Here is a 19,430-nt window from a genome sequence, read left to right on the forward strand (position 1 = left end):
TGCCCCTTACTTCAATAAAATGGGCAGCTAGCATCTGCCGGACATAGAAAGACCGCCATTGAAGGCGGTCTAAAAATTTATCATTTTTGCCCAACAATAAGTCCTGGGGATTTTAAAAACCTGAGATGATTCGCTGTAAGCCTAATTAGAGCGTCTCAACCAATTTCTGAATCTTTGAGTGGGAAATTAAATATAGAGGACCCATTATTTCTATTTTTCCGTCCTTTACACGCATTGCACTCTCCTGTTCTGCCGCATAAACATCAATCTCTTCAGACAAGGGGAACAGGTAACCTTGAACAAACGTAGCATAGTCACGTTTAGAATGAGATTCATAGGCAAAATGATCAAAGCCAATACCATCATAAATAGTACTTGTTTCAACTTCATTGCCAGTGTTTTTCAAGCATAACCATTTTGCAGCCATGTTTATCGCACCGGCGCTGGCACCCATTATAACGGCATTGCTGTTCTTAATAACATTTGATAATTCATAATCCGCCAAAAAATCGTTTTGCAAAACAGGATCTCCACCGCATAAAAAAATGACAGAAGCGTTGTGAATTAATCGCTGGGCCTCTTTCTTCTGCATGCGATAATCAATGAAATGATATTCATCAAAAATAATGTTAGCCTGATTTAACCATGTACATTCAGAAACATCATCAATGTTAATTTGCTCACCTGTATAACCAGACGGTTCAGCTAATCATAACAAGCGATTTTCTGTCTTGTATATCCTCATGCAAACAATGGACCAGCTTCTCTGGAAAAAAATTATTAAACCAACTGAGATAGTAGTGAGTAGTCAAACTTAATTACCTCCATATGTATTTTTTACAATTATAAAATGGAGTTACATATTAGTAATCTAATACGTAACTCCATTTATTTTCATTAGCTTCTATTAGTAGAATTTCAACCAATGGTCTCCATTAAAAACTCGATCACCGGGTAAGAGATCATATGCCGATCACGGTAAATCGAGGTAATAGCATCAGGCCGTGTGCTAAGGATTGCCTTCTGTAAAAGGGCTGCTTGAAAGCCTCTTTCTTGTGCACCGTTAATAGTAAAGGTTACACAATGTTCTGCGGCGAATCCCGCAACGATGATGAATTCAACACCATGTTCACGTAGCAGTTGTTCCAAATCCGTTTTCCAAAAAGCATTAGAATATTCTTTTGCCATCTGGATATCTGTCGGTGCTACTGTAATTTCCGGTATACTATTTCTTGCTTCTGGATCTGTATCCGAATTCGCCCCTTCCATGTCTTGTATATGGATGACGATTTGGTCCTTCGCACGAAGTAACCCAGACACATGATTAATGTATTCACAAGCCTCACTTACATTTAATTTCTCCATATGATCGTGTAAGAAAAGATTTTGCATATCAACAATTAGGAATCCAATTTTTATTTTGAACTACCCCTCTCAGAATAAATATAGCTAGTTTCTATATTAATCTGGATGTAGATTCAGCTCAAGGGAATAAATGAATTAGACTATTTTGTACAATAGCATCATACGTTACGCCATTCCTCTTCATTCAGCTCGTTGTTAATGCCGACCCCAGCTAAGGAGCCCATAGAAGCGGCAATAATGGCTTGATGAAGATGTGTTGCTGCATCACCGGCACTATAAACGCCTGGAACGTTCGTTTTACCGAGATTATCGATGATGACTGCTCCTGTTTCTGTGAGTTCACAACCAATGGCTTGTGGCAAATCTGACCCGATCATAAGCTTCGGTCTAAAAAATATCCCCGTACATACGATGCTAGTACCATCCTTCAACACAACTTGCTGCACCATGCCATTGTCAGATTCGATCGACTGAATCGGTGAGTCGTAGACAGGAATGTTATGTTGATTTAACTCTTCGCGTTGTGCATCCGTCAAGTCATCAGATCCATTAGCACATATGGTAATCTTTTTCGTCCAACCAGATAACACTTGAGCCATATGCGTTGCATCGGCTCCCTTAACAATTACGACAAGAGGCTGATCTCTTAGTTCCCATCCATCACAATAGGGGCAGATAAAGGCGCTTTTACCATATACGTCTGAGAGTCCCTTAATATCCATCGGGAGGTCCTTCATCCCTATGGCGAAGAGCACCTTTTTACTTTTATAGGTCTGACCTTGAACCGTCGTAATTTGAAAATCGCCATCGGTTCCCGTAATCGATAGGGCGGTATCTTCCGCAAAAGTAACGGATGGATAAGCACTAATCTGCTGCTTCGCAATCCTCCTAAATTCGCTTGGACTTATAGAATCTCTAGTAAGAAAGCCATGCGTTTCTCGAGTAACCCTATTACGTGCCCGTCCTTCATCAATAACAACCACATTTTTTCTTGCCCTGCCTAGCACCAGAGCAGCATTTAGACCTGCCGGTCCTCCACCGATTATTACACAATCATGAGTCATACTAATTCTCCCTTTCGCTTTTCAATTTACATTAAAGATATTAAGGACTTGTGTTATCTGTAATATTCCCAAAAAAAGAACGGATCGCACGGATGATATCCAGAAAGAAGATCTGCTTCCGTCTGAGTCGGTGCCCACCGCTTTGAATATTTCATTCAGTAAACCAATTAAAGACTTTAGGAGTCTATAATAACTTCGATATAACTAAAACGCAAGCATTTATTCCATTCAAACCTGATTTGAGCCCCATCTTCATTGTAGAATTCTCTACTGCTCTACGATTAAATTATTAAACACAACATCGGAAATTTCCACATCCGCATGTTCTATTTTATTATGAATCAGTTCCTCATATTTTTCATCTATGATTTGGGTTTTGACTTGCTCCTTAACTTTGTCATACTCTTGAAAACCTCTATCTTTATTTTCTATGCATCTTATAATTGTTAAAGTGTTATTTTCTTCTATAATATTACTAATCTCACCAACGCTTATTTTTTTGGCTTCATTAAGAAGTTGTGGATTTACATCATAATCCGTTTTTGATGTAGTTTCATTGAAGGTCTGTGTTTCAAACAAGATCTCTTGATTAGCATTACTTAATTGTTTAAAAGAATATCCATTTTGTAGACTTGTTAACAAGTTCTTCATTACCTTGTCTGCGTTCTTACTTTTTTTCATACTTATTTTTTCTACTTTTATTTGATATGAATCCATGAAGTACTCTTCTTTTACATTTTCATATAACGCTCTTAAGTCGCTTTCATTAATATTAAAGGTTTCTTTTTCAAGTTTTTTCTTAAGCTCTACAACATGATTAGCAAATACATGTGAAAAATATTGATACTCGCTATATTCAATCGGACCGTATATAACCTGATTATTATCAACTGCTATTTTTCTCCGTTTGTTTTCTTGTTCAAGTTCATTCAAGAAGGATCCATAAGAAATATCGTTAGCCACTCCATACTCTTTCATCAATATTTGTTCTGATTTTATTCTAATCAACTCTTTCAAGGCCAAATTCTTTGCATAGTCTATAGGTTTTTCGTTACCATAGACTGTTGTCCAAAAATCTTTATAATTTTTGACACCGTAGTTATTTGAAAAATAATTATATGTTTTTGCAACATAATTATTGTTCAAAATAAGCATGAATTCTGGGATTTGAATCGGTTCACCATTCATTGTCGCTACGGTTTGAATATCTTCAACATCATTATTGGAAGACGGTGCAATAAGAAATAAGGATAGCAAAGCAACAATAACTGTCACTAGTATAATGAACGTCTTCATCAAAGATAACACTCCTCTCACATAGGAATGAACTTTAAATATTTTTAGATCATCAAAGTTAAAGGTTGATATTAAATCAACCTTTAACTCAGATATTCCAGATAATTAATTTAATTCATAAGCCTCAAATATTGCATGGCTTGCTTTAAGAGGACAGCAGCTTCAGCACGTGTCGCAGCGTCTTGTGGAGCAAAGGTTGTTGCCGTCCTTCCAGTTATCAGGCCTTCATTTAAAGCAGCTCCTATAGCACCGTATGCATAGTCTGATATCTGTTCTTTATCTTCAAAAGGAATATTACTGGATACTTCGGTTCCCCCATCCCCCTCGATTAATCGAACAGCATTCATCATCATAACGACCATTTGCTCTCTCGTGATAAGGCTATCAGGATCGAATTCACCTTCACCCGTTCCTTGAACCAAGCCATATTTCGCAGCGACATTGACTTCTGATGCATACCACACTGAAGAAGTAATATCCGCAAATGCATTAGAAACGAAATCCGAAGACAATCCTAGTGCCCTTACGAGAAGAGCTGCGAACTGTGCACGTGTAACCTGCATATCTGGTGAGTACAAGCGGTTTGTTGTTCCTTGGATAACCATTTTGGCAGCCAAGCTCTCCACATCCCTTTTTGCCCAGTGTCCATCCATATCTTCAAATACTTTCTCGTATTGAACAATGGTGTACAAACTACTTGTATTGCTGTTAATCACCACTTCTGTCTGATCATTTTTCACAGTGAAGAACGATGGAATAAACTTCAATTTCCCACTAACCGGATCGTAAACAACTGCAGTAACTCGCGAAGTATTCTTAATAGCTTTATTTACTTTCAGCACTTGTGTAATAAATTTGTCGCCATAGTTACGAATTTCTTCTACTTTATCATTAGATTTAAGAAATACTTTGAACTCAAAAATATCGCTTAAACGACCTAATCCTTGATTGGCAAACGCTTGATCAAACTGCTGTGTCATCTGTGTATTATTCTTATCCATACGGACGATCAGAGCGGCACCTGTATCAGAAGCATTCACAGCCTCGATTTCTTTGCGCTTCAATATTTCAAGCGGAAAATCGAATGAACCTAAGTCACTTTTTACAGTTATCACAGTTTCTGAATTATCTTTAAGACTGTTATACAATATAGACAGTGGTAATTGAACAGCGACCGATGAATGCCCCCCTGGTATATCGATTGTTAGTGTGGGTTTATCCTTAACGCTTAGATCAGCTAATTTTCGAGCTAGTCGACTACTATCAATCACGACATTTACTGCTTTATTTCCATCCTTCATAGAATCTTTCCGAAGCTCAGTATCTTTTGGTATATAAAGTGAAGCATCTTTACTAGAGGGCGGAAGAGTTGGGGTAACATATATGATATTGCTTCCTGATCCCGTATTTCCGTTGCCATTGTTGCCTGACCCACTGTTAGTCTCGGGATGATATTCAAATGCCCCAATATCCGGCTGCCCATTGTACAATGAATTTCCCCAGAAATCGATTCCTCCATTGTTCTCGATAACTAGACCAGCGTTGATCGCAGATGAATCCAATTGTAGCTTATACCCACTAAGTCTGTTCGGATCGCCAAAATCGATGTTCATTCCGCCAGAACCAGGGTTCACCAGCTTTGGATCACCGTATACCGAATTTATGACAGTAATGTCCGCTTCCTCTGTTGAAACCGGTGGCGACATGCCATAAAAGATATTGGTATCAAACAAAAAGTTTTCTACTTTAGGAAATTCATAACTGCCACTTCCTAAATTATAAAATATATTATTATAAAAGCTTGCTGACTTCGGAATGCCGAAATAGTTACTAACTCGTACCATCAATGCGTTGGATAAGCTATCCAGATAGATAGTGTTATTGTAAATTTGAGCATTCGTATTATCACCTAATAATTCAATTACCTTTGCCTTATCATTCTGACTAATATTATATCTAACAATAGTAGAATCATTATAACCGCCTTCAGTAGCGTTAATGATAAGCATAAAGCCCCCGCCATTATCATGACTATAATTGTATTGGAAGATATTCCGACGATTATTAAAATCACTATCAAAACCATGGGCGTCTAAATTATTAGGCAGACGTTTTGTGCCATAGGCTTCATTGTATTGAACGGTAGCATCCTCCGTGTACCAGGTCCATATCGCAACGTTAGCATTATTAGCTCTTGCTGAGGTATCCTTTGCTATATTGTATTCTACTAGAGGCGCTTTACTCGTTTTTGCAACGATCCCATCTCCGCCTATGTCTTCAACAAAGTTGCTTCTAATCACTACATTCGTACTAAATGTTCCATCTGGACTTCTCAGAATAATTCCCGATCGGTCAACGGTTTTAACTGTATTATTCTCGATTAAAATATCATTAAAAGTCGAGGTATCCGCACTTGTCACATAATAAAATATGCCTACCCCTGTATGGGGACTCCGATTATCACCTTTAACATTATGCACATAACAATCCTTAACATAAATATGATCTGCTGTTAAAGGATTCTCACTATCTTCATTGTCAATTTGAATATAAATGCCGTACCTACTCGCCGCTTCTGGAGCGTCATTGATAATTTCCAAATTATTAATTTCCCAATACTCCTGATTAAAAAGATGTACTACCCCCTCATCAATTATTCCATCTCCATCAATAATAGGTTTATTGCCTGTTCCATATCGATCAATAATGATAGGGTTTCCATCACTACCCGATCCTTGAGGCTTCAACTGTCCCTTCCAATACCCTCCAGCTTTAAATAGAAGCTTAGTTCCTGGCTGGAAAACAACAGAATTGACCTTTTCAAGAGTTTGCCATGCAGCATCCGCATTAGTTCCAGTATTTAAATCATTTCCATTAAAAGGATCAATATAATAGGTCGCTGATGGTACTACTTCTGGCTCCTCTGGTACCTGAGGATTCAAATCTTCAAATCTCACTGCATCCGCCCGTGTATATAAATTCCGATCCTTTGAGTTTTTAGTTATCTTTACATATCCCGAATTCTCTTCGGTGAAAGTATAAACCCCTAGACTAACCCAACCTGATGAACTTAATGAACCTGGCGTCCCAGCTTTCCAATTCTGAAATATAAGATCCGTTCCATTTTCGTGTACAACCTCAATTTCGACGTTACTCTCACTAGCGGCATTGACAAGGCTGTAGATAAATACTTCGTACTCTCCTGGATTCTGAATTTTCGGGGTCCACTTTGCCCAACTCCCTGGTTCGGTTGTATATCTTGATCCAGAACCTTTATAACCCAGCACACCACTCTTCTCCCATTTACCGTTCTCCTCATACCCTTCATCCCCATTATCAATTACAATGGAAGATGCAAAACTAACCGCAGAAATTGAGAAATACAACAATGAAAACAGCATGAATTGAAATAATATCTTTTTAACCATGCTAGAGATCTACTCCCTTCAGTTGATCTACCGTTAAAAGTATGCGCTTACATAAAGTTGATCATAATAAAAAGCTACATCCATAGCTAAGTTAAAATTCAAATTCGTTTCCTCTTTTGAAGAACCCAAGAAGATCACCTTACAGGACAATAAGTGATCTTCTCTGTCTGTTCATATGTCTAATTATTCGGCGCGGATAATCAAGCAAGCCCCTGCGCTCACTTCTGCATAAACTCGATTCGGGGCAAGTCGTTGTATTGTTGCAGCTTCGCCATCAATAATGAAAGCTTGTGTAGCATGAATAAAACATTGTTGTTCACGTGAAGCAACAATACGCGCTTCTTTTAGCAAGCCTACCTCCCACGTTATGGAAACCTCGAAGCCTCCACGTGCGCGTAAACCTGAAACGAAGCCGTTGCTCCACGAGTCCGGAAGAGCAGGCAGTAAAGCAAGTTCATCGGAAGTGCTCTGCAGCAGCATTTCAACCACACCTGCTGATCCGCCGAAATTACCGTCAATTTGAAATGGCGGACAAACGTCTAAGAGATTGAATTGTGTAGAGTGCCGCAACAGCATCTCAATCATAGTTTCCGCTTGGTTTCCGTCCTCTAAACGTGCGAATAGATTAATCAACCACGCGCAGCTCCAGCCAGTATGACCACCGCCATTTGCCAAGCGTAGTTCAATCGTACGCCTCGCGGCCTCAATCAAATTTGGACTCCCTTGATGAATACTGGTTCCTGGGAAAAGGCCGTACAAATGGGACATATGACGGTGACCTGGTTCTTCTTCTACATAATCCTCAGACCACTCCATCAGTTGTCCTTTCTTACCGATACGCAAAGGGGGTAGCCTCTCCTTAGCCTGGGAAACTATTTCCAAGAAACCCTCGTTTTCACCAACTACGGGGCCAGCTTTAATGCATTGTTCAAAAAGCTCGTTAATAATTTGCACCGTAGCTGCTGGACTCATATCAAGGCTTCCGATTGTGCCGTCAGGCGCGATATATTGATTCTCGGGCGACGTTGTCGGTCCAGATACTAGGTGTCCTGTAACCGGGTGCTCAACCATAAAGTCGAGATAAAAGAGTGTTGCCTCCTTTATGAACGGATAAGCCCTCAGTCGCAGAAAATCGAGATCACCGCTAAATAAATAATGCTCCCACATATGTGAAGCCAGCCATGCTGCTCCTTCATGCCACAGCAAATGCACGTAGTTCCGAAGGGTCGTCGTGTGCCAAGGATTCGTACGAACGCCGAATGCAATGCCATTGCTGCCATAACGCTCCAAAGCAGTTCGTCTTCCTTCCGGGCGTAACGCCTCCAAAAAGGTGAAAAGGGGCTCCGCAAGCTCTGACAGATTGCAGGTTTCTGCAAGCCAATAGTTCATCTGCAGGTTTATATTGATCGTATAGTCGGAGAACCAGGGTGGTGTAAAGCTCTCGTTCCATATGCCTTGAAGATTAGCCGGAAGCGTCCCAGGCCTCGAACATGCAATGAGTAAATATCGCCCAAAGTGGAAATGCAGCGCAATCAAGCTGAGATCAATTTCTCCATGGCGAAATGCTTCTAGCCGAATATCCGTGGGTATGTTTTCTTTCCCACCTTCGTCTAAGCGCAGTTGAACCCGTTCGAACAGCTCACCATGGTCCTTTACGTGAGACAATCGGATAGCTTCGTAACCTTTGCACACTGCTTTATCCAATTCTTCTCGGCAAACGAGTGCAGGTTCCCTCTTCCGGTAAGTAGTTTGAGCGGTCATAAATATAGTTGCCGTTCGAAAGCCTTCAAGGCGCAAGCCAGATTCAACTGGGAAGACACAACCCTCTTCTAGAACGACACGCAGCTGCACCTCAAAACCAACCCCGCCATCCTCACACTCCCCGCTCATCATGAGCGTATCGCAGCCATCGAACGTTAGCTTAACCGGTTGTTTCCGATCCAACATAATCGTGCAAGCATAATCTCGAAGAAGCTGCCCTTCCTGTTCTAACCTAACGATAAGTGCTTGATCCGGAAAGCTGCAGAATACTCGACGTAAAAAATGAGTTTCTCCGAAACGGTATGATGTGGTTGTAATCGCTGTATTCAAGTCCAATTCCCGTTCATAATTAGACGGCTCACCCTCTGGCAGCCTAAATGAGAGCAACAAATCGCCAAGCGGCTGATAGTTTCCGTAATTCGGGTTATTAGGAATGCGCATTGTTTCATGTGCAAGATCATGCGCCTCTTTGTGTTTGCCTTGGAATAGCAAGTCGCGGACTTGATCTAACGAAATTTGCGTCAAAGGATTTTCATTCTCATGCGGTTGCCCTGACCATACACTGTCCTCATTGAGTGCGATCCTTTCCTCTCGAACACCACCGAAAATCATGCCTCCTAGCCTGCCATTTCCAACAGGTAGAGCTTCATTCCAATCTGTTGCAGATTTGTTGAACCAAATTCGTTTCGAATAATTCGATGACTCTTCTTGAATCATAATAACGCCTCCCAGTGGTACGTAATGAATGATTATGAGTAGACGCGAACTTCAACAACTTCCGCAAAACGACCTCCATTTGAAGCTTCCACGACGAGGCGAAGCGCACTTGCCTTGACTGGAGCAGGCAAACGATGTATTCTTTTTCGTTTGTAATTCCCCTTTTCCCGATGTAATACAGTCCACTTTCCTTCCGAAAATGCTTCTAGTCGATAATCCCGAACAAGCTCCGGAATAGTATCGAACGTAGTACGGTGATGATGAAGATTAATTAGATCTTCATTTACGTCATCGTTAAAGACGATGTGTACTTGATTCAGTTCGACAGGTCTGTCTGTCCAGCTCAATTCTAGGCAGGCCTCTTCTCCACAGCTCAGTTCTTCCGATTTCCAAGCGTGAGGACCATCGTATGGACGACGATAACCGTCGATCGCTTTATACGCACTATAGGCTTCTATCTCTGGAAACGCGCGAAAGCAGAAAGTCTTTCGTTCAAGTCCATTAGTCCTCCACATGACCAACAGTTGATCCTCTTGCTGATCCGTGAGTGTATTCGTCTCCATCACACCATCGTTTTTACGGAAACTTAGAACGCCAGTCTCGTAACGATCATCGACGCGCAGGGTAATACAAGAATTGGACTTTATAATAATGAATGCATTCCTCGGAGTACCCGGTTTCCAAGACAATGGGAAACTCACCCACTGAGCTTCGCCAGCTGAAACGCTTACTGTCGCCGATGTTTCTAATTGAATAGGTACATAATTTTGCGGACTTCCCGTGCTCCATACTTCTACCGTTAACTTGGTATCGCCAGCTGAGTCTAGCAGCAACTCCAACTCTGAAAGCTCAGGATTAACAGGTAACAGCAAGCCAGCATCTGTCTCTAGCGCGAATTTGTCCGATGGATTCTCTGCAGCAAGCCGTACTCGGGTACTTGAGGCACAAATGGTTGCCCTCTGCGCCTGATCACGATCGTCATGGTTGACGATACCAAGGACAGAAGCGTCTTGTCGTAGCAGTGTCTGACTTAGCTCTTCCAGATGTATCTCATAGACATCACGTGGCGAACCCCCATGCTGTACCGCTATTGCAGCGCCTGTTCCCGCTGCCTCACCCATAACTGCGCAGGTCGCCATGACCCGGGTCGTTCCAAAGGCAATATGCGTTGCGCTCACATTACGTCCCGCAAACATCAAGTTGGAGACGTTGATTGAATAAAGTGACCGAAACGGAATATGATAGCTACCATCCATATGCCAATGCTTCGAACCGCTTTCTATCGAATACATACCTTGAGGCGGGTGAAGGTCGATCGACCAACCACCAAAGGCGACGCTGTCCTCAAATCTTCGTTGTGCAATAATATCGTTTTGATTAAGCACGTAATCGCCTATAAAGCGGCGATATTCTCGTTTGCCGGGCAACGCACCAATCCATTCTAACGTCATATTTTCAGAGTCAAACTTGCCAGAATTTTTAATATAGTCCCATATTCCATAGATGACAGACCATAGCTCATCCCGAATGCGCTCATTCTCATGTACGGTATCTAGCTCGCCCCCCCACTCGACCCACCAGTAATCGCAACCAGAATCACCACTGCGAATTACCCTTGTTATAGGAATCGTTGTTTGCAAAATATCTTTAGCGAAGCTTGGCGGTACATATTTTACAGGATGACCCGCATCTTTGGTGTAGAACAAGATCGTGCTGCCTAGAGTGATATCGTCGGCATTCTCAGGAGCCCAAGCCTCTCCGTACTCGTTATGGGCTTCGCGTCCCAATCGGTACTGAGCACCAGCAAGAAATCCGATCAGCCCATCACCTGTACAATCGAGGTAAATTTCACTTTTCAGTCGAATTTTTCGTTCGGAACCCATCATCCAGCCTGTGACGGAGCAGATGCGTCTCTGATCCGCTTCTCCCTCAGCTTCAACTTCATGCACATCAGTGTTTAAGAACAAACGGATATTCGGTTCGGCTTTCACTGCCTCCATTACAACTAGATCCCAGATATAAGGGTTCCCATCCGGGTTGCAGAACTGATTCTCAATAAACAATTCGCCCATGATACCCGTCTCTCGCGCATTACGGTGTTTACCATGCGCGGTTGCCCCACAGACCCAGACGCGCACCTCACTGCTGGAGTTCCCACCCAGAACAGGACGATTATGAACAAGTGCAACGGTTCGTCCTAGACGAGCAGCTGCGATCGCCGCGTTGACACCGGCTAAACCTCCTCCTACTACTGTAATGTCTATCTGAATGGTTTCCTCCCTCATTACATTCACCTCAACCTTTCACCGCAGCATTGGCAACACCTTGAATGATGTATTTCTGGAAAATTATAAATATGATTATCATAGGCAGGATCGCTGCTGAAGCTGCCGCCATCATACCGTTATAATCGATTGAATTTTCTAAAATAAAATTCTGTAGCCCCAGCGGTATCGTGTATAGATTCTTATCGATCAGAAATATTAGTGAATTCTCATAATCATTCCAATTCCACGAGAAATCCAGAATGGCAAGTGTGGCAATGGCTGGTTTAGCTAGTGGTACAATTAATTGAATGAATATCCGAAAGTGGCCTGCCCCATCTATTAATGCAGCTTCCGTGATCTCCTTCGGAATACCCATAAAGAACTGGCGAAGCAAAAACACGCCAAAGATGGTGAAGATGCCAGGCAAGATTAATGCCCAATGTGAATTAAAAATACCCATTTCGTTAAACATAATGAACTTTGGCACGAATAAAATTTGGGGAGGGATAAGCATCATGGATAAGTACAACAGAAACAATGAATCTCTACCCCTAAATTCAATTCTGGCAAATCCATATGCCGCTAAGCTTGATACGAATAATGAACCTACCGTTGAAAGAACGGCCACCTTTAATGAATTCGAATAATATTGAATAAAGTTTTGTTCACCAAACCAAACATTGTAATGATGACTCCATTGAAACTTATCCGGAATCCATTTAATCGGATAGTCAAACACTTCTAACGGTGTTTTTACAGATGTACTAAGCATCCATATAAACGGGAGAATCATAAGTACACCGAAGATTAATGCAATGGCCGTTGGAATTAGCTTTCGGAGTTCTATTGGACGCGTCCGTTTCTTAACGGATGCTTGTTTCTGTAGAATATGATTTATAACAGTTGCTTTCATGGTTTAGCCTCCTTTTACCCGTAATGCACCCATTTTTTTTGTGCGTACCAATTGAAAAGCATGAGGATGAGAACAAAAGCAAAGAGCACCCATGACGCCGCTGAGGCAAAACCCATCTCATAATAACGAAATGCAGATTTATAAATATATAGTGATAGGACTGTCGTACTATCCCCTGGTCCGCCACCAGTAATCGCCTGTATAATGCCAAAGGATTTTATCGCGCCTATAAAGCCAGTAATTAGGAGTAAAAAAGAAGATGGACTGATTAACGGCAACATGATATGCCTTACAATTTGATTCGACTTAGCGCCGTCGATTTTTGCTGCTTCCAGCAATTCTGGTGATACTTCCTGTAAGGCTGCAAGATAAATAATCATGTTGTAGCCAATCATAATCCAAACCTGGATAATAACGATGGCGTAAATTGAAGTGTTTGTTGTAGACAGCCATCCAGGAGGGTCAGATATACCAATCGCTCTCAGCGTTCCATTGATAGGACCATTTTGGGGTTCAAATAACAGCATCCATACAAATGCAATAGCCACGCCGTTCATGACATAAGGTAAGAAATACATGGATCTGAGCAGCTTTTGAAAGTAAACCTTGCGATTTAAAAAATAAGCAATAAAAAACGCAATAAACATGGATACGGGCACACTCATAACAAATATAAAAGTGTTCTTAATTGATCGATAAAAGGACCCATCATTAAATAATCTATTAAAATTATCTATACCTATAAATTCGGGTGATTTTCCACTCATATAAGTCCAGTCCGTAAACATCAAATAGAATGAGAATAATGCAGGCACCAAAAAGAAAAATATAATGCCGATCATGCTCGGTGTGATAAATAGGTATCCTGCCAGCTTCTGCTTTAAGTTATAATTCCACTTCATAGAAGTACCTCCGAGTAGGTGGAGGAAGATTCCCTGAATCCCTGAATGCTTCCTCCAGAAATCTATCAATTGTTACTGGGCCAATAATTCATTATGTCTCTTAACGATACTTTTAATTGTTTCGTCTAGACTTTTCTCTTTTAGGAAATAACGTTCTATTTCTTCCTTCCTCATATCCGATACTTTACGGTCAATGCTGTTGATATATTTAGGACTGTTCCCGAGTACAACTGCTTTTAGCGAGTCCATGTCATAAAGATCCTCCATGCCAGCTGTCATCAATTTAACAGTTTGATCCAAATCCGTATGCTTAGAGGCTGGAATTCTTCCTCCCTTTGCCAAATATTGCGAACCAACATCCGCGTACCATTTTAGAAAGGCCCAAGCTTCTTCTTTATGCTCTGAATTTGCATTAATAGAAACCACATCGCCTAAGCCGCCTTCAATTTTGAAATTCGATTGTTTATCTACTGCACTTGGTATAGTGGCAAAAGCAATTTTGAAATCCCGAGGATAATCTGTCAGATTGTTAGATGATCTAAAAATCCAGCCACCGGCGCCAAGCATAGCTGCTTTTTTAGTTAAGAACATTGCATCCACAGCCATTTTAGAAGCACTTTGATCCCCATAGGTTGGAATTGATTTATCCTCATGCATCATGGCATGCCAATTTTGCAGACTTTCTCTGACCTCTGGGGCATCAAATTTCGAAGTTTTATTTTCAGCGATCGCATTTTGGAAGGTGCCGTCAATTTGCATATAATAGTACCAATCAAATTGTGCATAGCCATATTCAAAATCTTGTTTCAACACCTTCGCATATTTACGTAAATCATTCTGGGACCAGTCCAGTGGAGGAATTGGTAAATTTGCTGCGTCTAAAGCATTTTTATTAAGAAAAATAAAGTTATTTCCTTTACTTGTTGGTATGCCATAAAATTTAGCGTTAACTTGCCAATCTGCCGCCTCAGGACCCATGGCATCCAAAATGTCATAATCGCTAAATTGACTTAAATCAAGAGCAGCCTTACTGTCAACACGTTTACCAAGAAACCCCTTGTTATAATTCACATAAAGGTCTACATCCTGCCCCGTTACCAATGCTGTATCCAGCTTAAGATTTCCACTATCGTCATTTACGTATCGAATATACTCCACTTGAATCTTCGGGTTCTCTGCATTCCAAGCATCTACTGCTTCTTGCGGACCCGCTTCTTCTGGAACGGAGCCCCAGAATGTTAGTTTTACAGGCTCTTCTGAAACAGCGCTACTCGAAGGCTTAGATGGACTATCACTTGCATTGATGCTAGTACTAGAGTCCCCTGATTTACCGCATGCTGCTAGTACTAGGGTGATAGCTAGTAACACTACAGGTGCAGAATATCTCTTTCTTGTCTTCACATTAACCCCTCCGTGTTCTAAGTTAAGTTTTACAGCTAAAGCATATCACCGGAGTAAGCGCGTTCACAGAAACAGATTTCGTGTAAAATTACACATTTTTCGTGTTTACGTTTTTTATTTTTTATAGGGCATGATTGTGGATCTCCGATATTCACTTGGCGTTACCCCCATAATTTTTTTGAAAACTCGTATGTAATAATTTACATTTATAAAACCGCATAACTCTGAAATATGCGAAATTGACGAATCTGTATCGCATAAATAGGTTATGGACTTCTCCACTCTCACCTTTTGGACAAAAGAAATAAGCGAATGGCCTGTTTTTTTACTAAACAATTCACTTACATAATTCTGATTCATATTGATATAAGCGGACATTTCTTTCAGCGTGATTTGGTCTTTGTAATTTTGATATATATAATTCATGATCTTATTGATTTCAGGGTGATCCGTGAAGGTCTGTTTAGTATTAGTCGGCTTGCTTTCCGGTAAAATCTTTTCGATCATCGTTAACTTCCTCATTTGTTGCAGTTCCTTATTCAATTTTTTTAATAGTGCCTGCATCTTCTCACGTTCTAAAGATAACTTCAGAATATATCCTGACGCACCATGCTCGATTGCTTGTTGCGCATACTCAAATTCACTCATGCAAGTTAACATGATAAACCTGCAATTATAGCCATTGTCACGAACAGTTTTCAAAAGTGTAATACCGTCCATTACAGGCATCATAATATCGCATATGACTAAATCAGGTTGGTGCTCTTTAATAAACTCAAATGCACTTAGCCCATGGTGGCATTCTCCGACAATCGAAAAGCCTTCCTCTTCCCATGAAATAAAATTTCTTAAGTAGCTTAATGAATGTATCTCATCCTCAACAAGAAGTGTTCTCCACATGTTATTTCTCTCCTTTTCGATACGGCTCTGATAGCAGATATGGAATAGTCAATTGAACAGTTGTCCCCTGCTCAGAAGAGACCATTGAGAACTTCGCTTTGTCCTTAAACAAAAGTTGTAATCGCTCTTTAATATTGTCGATACTAATCCCTTTACGCCGTCTTAAAGATTTGATAGCCCCTGCCTTCTCTATGCCCATTCCGTTATCAGAAACCTCTATCACTAAATTCTGTTCCTGCTTACTAGCTCGCACTGTAATGACAGGTTCTGCAATCGTCTGAAAGGCATGTGTAATTGCATTCTCCACAAGCGGCTGTATGCTAAATTTCGGAACAAGCGTGTGGTTCAGATCAGACTCGCATTCATATTTAATTTGAATATGACTTCCAAAACGTTGCTGGTGGATCAAAAAATAAGCTTGAATCATACTCATTTCTTCTTCCAAGTAAATCATATCAACGTCGGTATTCAGGCTTGTCTCAAGGATTCTGCCCAGTGCGATGCATACCTCATGGACCTTATGCTGTTCCTCCGGAATAACAGACATACTCTTTATTGTATTTAGAGTATTTAATAAAAAGTGAGGGTTCATCTGTGAGAGCAGAACTTGAAATCGGACAGCCTCCTTTTGCCGCTCCTCTATCTTGAGCTTAGAAATCAAACTTTCAATTTCCACTACCATCGAGTTAAAGCTTTGTGCAAGGGTTAGTATTTCTCCATCAAAGCGCTCTTCATCTAACCGCGTTTTAAGATTCGTCTTCGCCAGTTGTCGCATTTTCAATTGCAATTCCCTTAGAGGACGACTCACACTAGATGAAATAAAGAATGTCACCATGACAAACAATACGGTCAGTATGGTAAAAGTCCAGAAAAATGAACGTTTCAATTGATTGGTTTCTGCAAACAAGGTATCAAGCGGTACCATGCGGACTAAATACCATTCGAGTTTTGGAACGTAACTATAATGATAAGCAAATTGTTTATCCATTATTTTTGTGGAAGTAATCGTTTTCATTTTCTCAAATAGCTGAGCACCATTAACTTGATCACTACTTCCAGTCGTAAGTATGATCTCGCCATTCTTGTCCATGATCAAATAATGTTCACCTTGCGTTGAATTCTTCTTCATTTTAGAAATCCATTGCCTATAATCTATACCTATACGCACGATAGCATAAGGGTTTAATGATTTGTCCTTAAGAACACTGTATAGGGACAATATATCCAGACTCGTTGTATAGTCTCGGTTTACATAATTCACCTCTCTTTGCCATCTGTAAGTTTCGTTGTTGGAGAGCATCTCCGAGTACATCGCCATCATGGTCTTTGATTGATTGTCATTGTTCAGTGGACTATACGTTAAGAATACATTGTCTTTAAGATCTGAGATGGTGTAGAACACAGGGGGGGCAGAGAGAAACAAACTGATCATAAATCCATTGAGAAGTGCTTCAATCTCGTCTCTCCGTTCAAGATAGGTATATTGCTCTGGGTGCTTCAATCTTTGTTCTGTGGATGGGTCTTGTTCAATCAATATCATTGTTTTTGCAGCAATACCCATATAATCTTCTAACTCCTGCCGAATCTTTTCTAATGAGCTTTGGCTTTGTTCACTATTTTTTAACCACATCTTTTCTTCAGCGGTGTAGAAGTTATATAGGTTAATGGATGATAGAGGTATAAGCAGCAATAAGAAATATGCAACGAAAAGCTTATACTTCAATGATGATGGAACAACTTTTTTTAATACCTGCTTTAATGAATATCGTGCCAATCCATTCCCTCCCACCTAATTGAATTTTTTATTGTTTCTTCCACTCATTTTTAGATTTTCAATACATGATTGTCAAGAGAGATGATTATATGATGCTGTGCAGAGCAAAAAACACGAAGGGAACTGGACGGTTAATCCAATTTCCACTCGTGTTAGGGAATTAGCGATAATAAATAAAAGGCTTGAATAATAAACAAATATAATTTCATCGCTTCAAATCCTTTGCGCTTTATTCCATGATTATACATCTGCCCTCCATAGGGCGATAGCCCCTGTAAAATGAATACAATATTAGATAATGGGTTTGCCTTCTAAAATCAAAAGGCTCTGACAGAAATGAAAAGACAAATAAGGATGTCTCTGAAGTATTAGCTTCAAGACATCCTTAAGTAGGTCTTCATAAGGAACTCATAGAAAGGTCGAGTCGTTCGATTAAAGCTCTACCGGCCGGATTCTGCCGTCTTCTTCATAATGGAGTTCCGTGAATTTCATACTGCGTTTATGGTCCACGCCGCCAGAAAGCGATGCGTCATGATAGAATAAATACCATTTCTCGTTAAATTCCACGATAGAATGATGGGTCGTCCAGCCAACGACTGGATTCAGGATCGTTCCTTGAAAAACAAAAGGTCCGCAAGGCTTATCACTCACCGCGTAGACGATCTTATGGGTTGTGCCAGTAGAGTACGAGAGATAGTATTTCCCTTTATACTTGTGCATCCATGGACCCTCGAAGTATCTCCTGTCTTCATCACCCGCAAGGATTGAGTTCCCTTCTTCATCAATAATGGAGATCTCCTGAGGGTCAGATTTGAATGACAGCATGTCTTCACTCAGCTCGCCCACCCAAGGACCGTAAGCCGGTTCCTCTGGGCCCTTTTCTACCGCATCTTGTTGAAAAATACCGTCTTGCCACTTTTCTAATTGTCCGCCCCATAAGCCGCCAAAATACATGTAGGCTCTTTCATCCTCGTCCACGAATACGGCTGGATCGATGCTGAAGCTCCCTTCGATATAGCTTTCTTGAGCCTGGAAAGGACCAGACGGAGAAGTTGACGTAGCCACTCCGATACGGAAAACACCCTCCTTGTCCCGGGCCGGGAAAAACAAATAATACGTCCCCTGCCGGTACGCGGCATCGGGCGCCCACATTTGCTTCGAAGCCCAAGGCACATCCCGAAGATGAAGCGCCTCTCCGTGATCTACACAGGGGGATGAAGGATCTTCCAAGGAAAATACATGATAATCCTCCATCGCATATTGGTCCCCATTATCATTCGTAGGTCCATCATGGTCAATATCATGGGATGGGTAAATATACAGCTTGCCCTCAAATACATGAGCGGAGGGATCGGCTGTATAGAGATGGGTAACTAACGGTTCATTTTTTGTTGCCATAATAGGACTCTCCTCCTGATTGAGATTACGCCTGTTGATTAGCCAAGCAGAAATGGATTTTACCGTCCTTATAGGGACGGTTCCGTTTCTGCGAGAAATATCAGAACATGAGTAGACATGTGAAACTTATACTTTCTGATATTTCAAAAAAAGGTACACTAAGGCGCTCCTAAAGTATTTTCAGCTAATGTTCTCACATTTCCATAACTATAATTTAGCTAATCAACAGGCCTAGATTGGAATT

General features: G+C 40.9%; 12 protein-coding genes and 1 pseudogene. All 13 read right to left on the reverse strand.

Annotation, left to right across the window (positions count from 1 at the left end):
- Positions 1-145: 145 nt before the first annotated feature.
- Positions 146-812: pseudogene (locus tag MKX41_RS21135) on the reverse strand (Type 1 glutamine amidotransferase-like domain-containing protein).
- Positions 813-918: 106 nt separating this feature from the next.
- Positions 919-1,419 carry a cysteine hydrolase family protein gene (locus tag MKX41_RS21140; protein WP_340975017.1) on the reverse strand — a complete coding sequence of 167 codons (501 nt, stop codon included), beginning with the start codon at positions 1,417-1,419 and terminating at the stop codon, positions 919-921.
- Between the two features lie 104 nt (positions 1,420-1,523).
- The gene (locus MKX41_RS21145) at positions 1,524-2,429 is read right to left on the reverse strand and encodes an NAD(P)/FAD-dependent oxidoreductase (protein ID WP_340972933.1); all 906 of its coding nucleotides are present in this window, start codon (positions 2,427-2,429) and stop codon (positions 1,524-1,526) included.
- 267 nt (positions 2,430-2,696) lie between these two features.
- The gene (locus MKX41_RS21150) at positions 2,697-3,725 is read right to left on the reverse strand and encodes a peptidyl-prolyl cis-trans isomerase (RefSeq protein WP_076300932.1); all 1,029 of its coding nucleotides are present in this window, start codon (positions 3,723-3,725) and stop codon (positions 2,697-2,699) included.
- A gap of 110 nt (positions 3,726-3,835) precedes the next feature.
- Positions 3,836-7,153: an S-layer homology domain-containing protein gene (locus tag MKX41_RS21155; protein ID WP_340972936.1), complete on the reverse strand. Its 3,318-nt coding sequence runs from the start codon at positions 7,151-7,153 to the stop codon at positions 3,836-3,838.
- A 183-nt stretch (positions 7,154-7,336) separates the two neighbouring features.
- On the reverse strand, positions 7,337-9,631 hold the full coding sequence (locus MKX41_RS21160; RefSeq protein ID WP_340972938.1) for a glycoside hydrolase family 95 protein: 2,295 nt from the start codon (positions 9,629-9,631) through the stop codon (positions 7,337-7,339).
- A gap of 32 nt (positions 9,632-9,663) precedes the next feature.
- Positions 9,664-11,916, reverse strand: coding sequence for an FAD-dependent oxidoreductase (locus MKX41_RS21165; protein ID WP_340972939.1), 2,253 nt, complete (start codon positions 11,914-11,916; stop codon positions 9,664-9,666).
- A gap of 10 nt (positions 11,917-11,926) precedes the next feature.
- On the reverse strand, positions 11,927-12,691 hold the full coding sequence (locus MKX41_RS21170) for a carbohydrate ABC transporter permease (protein WP_445671346.1): 765 nt from the start codon (positions 12,689-12,691) through the stop codon (positions 11,927-11,929).
- A 134-nt stretch (positions 12,692-12,825) separates the two neighbouring features.
- Positions 12,826-13,713: a carbohydrate ABC transporter permease gene (locus MKX41_RS21175; RefSeq protein ID WP_340972941.1), complete on the reverse strand. Its 888-nt coding sequence runs from the start codon at positions 13,711-13,713 to the stop codon at positions 12,826-12,828.
- Positions 13,714-13,785: 72 nt separating this feature from the next.
- Complete coding sequence (locus MKX41_RS21180; protein WP_076300927.1) at positions 13,786-15,114, reverse strand: ABC transporter substrate-binding protein; 1,329 nt, start codon at positions 15,112-15,114, stop codon at positions 13,786-13,788.
- A gap of 114 nt (positions 15,115-15,228) precedes the next feature.
- Positions 15,229-16,014, reverse strand: a complete 786-nt coding sequence (locus tag MKX41_RS21185) for a response regulator transcription factor (RefSeq protein ID WP_076300926.1) — start codon at positions 16,012-16,014, stop codon at positions 15,229-15,231.
- 1 nt (position 16,015) lies between these two features.
- On the reverse strand, positions 16,016-17,788 hold the full coding sequence (locus tag MKX41_RS21190; protein WP_340972943.1) for a cache domain-containing sensor histidine kinase: 1,773 nt from the start codon (positions 17,786-17,788) through the stop codon (positions 16,016-16,018).
- Between the two features lie 432 nt (positions 17,789-18,220).
- A complete protein-coding gene (locus MKX41_RS21195; RefSeq protein ID WP_340972945.1) occupies positions 18,221-19,186 on the reverse strand; it encodes a glycoside hydrolase family 43 protein in 966 nt (321 codons plus the stop codon).
- Between the last annotated feature and the right edge of the window lie 244 nt (positions 19,187-19,430).

Source organism: Paenibacillus sp. FSL R5-0475 (genome assembly GCF_038004585.1).
Lineage (GTDB): Bacteria > Bacillota > Bacilli > Paenibacillales > Paenibacillaceae > Paenibacillus_AQ.